We start from the raw sequence: 2,651 nt of genomic DNA, 5'->3' as shown, positions 1-2,651 counted from the left end.
TGCAGGTCGGAACTTACCCGACAAGGAATTTCGCTACCTTAGGACCGTTATAGTTACGGCCGCCGTTTACCGGGGCTTCGATCAAGAGCTTCGTCCGAAAACTAACCCCATCAATTAACCTTCCGGCACCGGGCAGGTGTCACACCCTATACGTCCTCTTACGAGTTTGCAGAGTGCTGTGTTTTTAATAAACAGTCCCAGCCACCTGGTCACTGCGGCCTCCATTTGCTTACCACGCGAAGTGTTCACAAACAGAGGCGTACCTTCTCCCGAAGTTACGGTACAATTTTGCCGAGTTCCTTCACCCGAGTTCTCTCAAGCGCCTTAGTATTCTCTACCTGACCACCTGTGTCGGTTTGGGGTACGGTTCATATAATCATAAGTTTAGAAGCTTTTCCTGGAAGCAGGGCATCAACAACTTCACTCCCTTGGGAGCTCGTTTCGTGTCTCGGCCTTGAAAACCCGGATTTACCTAAGTCTTCAGCCTACTCACTTTCACTTGGACAACCAACGCCAAGCTTGCCTAGCCTTCTCCGTCCCTCCATCACTGATTATATAAGTACGGGAATATTAACCCGTTTCCCATCGACTACGCATTTCTGCCTCGCCTTAGGGGCCGACTTACCCTGCCCTGATTAGCATGGGACAGGAAACCTTGGTCTTCCGGCGTGGGAGTTTTTCACTCCCATTATCGTTACTCATGTCAGCATTCGCACTTGTGATATGTCCAGCAAGCTTTACAACTCACCTTCATCCACTTACACAACGCTCCCCTACCCAGCATGTAAACATGCTGCCGCAGCTTCGGTATATTGCTTAGCCCCGTTACATCTTCCGCGCAGGCCGACTCGACTAGTGAGCTATTACGCTTTCTTTAAAGGGTGGCTGCTTCTAAGCCAACCTCCTAGCTGTCTATGCCTTCCCACATCGTTTCCCACTTAGCAATATTTTGGGACCTTAGCTGGCGGTCTGGGTTGTTTCCCTCTCCACGACGGACGTTAGCACCCGCCGTGTGTCTCCCGGATAGTTCTCATTGGTATTCGGAGTTTGCAAAGGGTTGGTAAGTCGGGATGACCCCCTAGCCTTAACAGTGCTCTACCCCCAATGGAATTCGTCCGAGGCTCTACCTAAATAGATTTCGGGGAGAACCAGCTATCTCCCGGTTTGATTGGCCTTTCACCCCCAGCCACAGGTCATCCCCTAACTTTTCAACGTTAGTGGGTTCGGTCCTCCAGTTGATGTTACTCAACCTTCAACCTGCCCATGGCTAGATCACCGGGTTTCGGGTCTATACCTAGCAACTAAACGCGCAGTTAACACTCGCTTTCGCTACGGCTCCGTTATTCACTTAACCTTGCTACTAAATATAAGTCGCTGACCCATTATACAAAAGGTACGCAGTCACCACACGAAGTGGCTCCCACTGCTTGTACGTATACGGTTTCAGGTTCTATTTCACTCCCCTCACAGGGGTTCTTTTCGCCTTTCCCTCACGGTACTGGTTCACTATCGGTCAGTTAGGAGTATTTAGCCTTGGAGGATGGTCCCCCCATATTCAGTCAAGATAACACGTGTCCCGACCTACTCGATTTCACTGTAAAGAATCCGTCGTGTACAGGGCTATCACCTTGTATCGCTCCTCTTCCCAAAGGATTCCACTAAATTCTAAACAGCTTAAGGGCTGCTCCCCGTTCGCTCGCCGCTACTAGGGGAATCTCGGTTGATTTCTTTTCCTAAGGGTACTTAGATGTTTCAGTTCCCCTCGTTTGCCTCGTTAACCTATGTATTCAGTTAACGATACCTGTAAACAGGTGGGTTTCCCCATTCGGACATCTGTGGCTCAAATGCATTTTGTCGGCTCACCACAGCTTTTCGCAGACTTACACGTCCTTCATCGCCTCTAACTGCCAAGGCATCCACCGTATACGCTTCGTCACTTAACCATACAACCCCAAACAGCCTTTTGACTTCTGTCTAAGTTATGTTGCATGAATGACAAGCTAATCGGAAGAATTGCCTTGCTATCAAATCATCGATTGATAACAAGCAATTCAGTCAAGTAGAGTAAAAAGTCATCTTTCGATTTCTCAGTTACTCAATTTTGATTGATTACTATTAATATCAGCTTTCCAAATTGTTAAAGAACATTCGATGTTTCCTGCAAAAGCAGTACTTTCATCTTTAGAGTAAAAAACCCTAATCAATGCTTACTGAAACAGTAAATATTCATTAGGATTTCGGGTCCAACATGACACGTTTTCTACCTTTGTTACCTTCCTTTCACAAAGCAAGGAAATGGTAGGCTTGGGCAGACTTGAACTGCCGACCTCACCCTTATCAGGGGTGCGCTCTAACCAGCTGAGCTACAAGCCTTCAGTTTCTAAGTTTGTTAGCAACAAACCCAGTTTCAAGTAGATGGTGGAGCTAAGCAGGATCGAACTGCTGACCTCCTGAATGCAAATCAGGCGCTCTCCCAGCTGAGCTATAGCCCCATAAACTTGTGTCGTTCTTCATTTTAAACAAGACTATCTGTGTAGGCACTGCATCAAGTGCGTCTATCGACGTAATGGTAAGGAGGTGATCCAACCCCAGGTTCCCCTAGGGTTACCTTGTTACGACTTCACCCCAGTCATGAAACACAAAGTGGTAAT

Annotated in this window: 2 tRNA genes and 2 rRNA genes; all 4 read right to left on the bottom strand. The window is 47.6% G+C overall.

From position 1 onward, the window contains the following. A 23S ribosomal RNA gene (locus E5672_RS19650) occupies nt 1–1,943 on the bottom strand; the annotation flags it as partial. Nucleotides 1,944–2,296: 353 nt separating this feature from the next. Beyond that, a tRNA-Ile gene (locus E5672_RS19645) sits at nt 2,297–2,373 on the bottom strand. A 43-nt stretch (nt 2,374–2,416) separates the two neighbouring features. Then, nucleotides 2,417–2,492 (bottom strand) — tRNA-Ala (locus E5672_RS19640). Nucleotides 2,493–2,570: 78 nt separating this feature from the next. Beyond that, nucleotides 2,571–2,651: ribosomal RNA gene (locus E5672_RS19635) — 16S ribosomal RNA — on the bottom strand; the annotation flags it as partial.

This window comes from Alteromonas portus (assembly GCF_005117025.1).
Classification (GTDB): domain Bacteria; phylum Pseudomonadota; class Gammaproteobacteria; order Enterobacterales; family Alteromonadaceae; genus Alteromonas; species Alteromonas portus.
The sequence above is the reverse complement of the archived record's forward strand: the minus strand, read 5'-3'. Positions and strand labels throughout refer to the sequence as shown.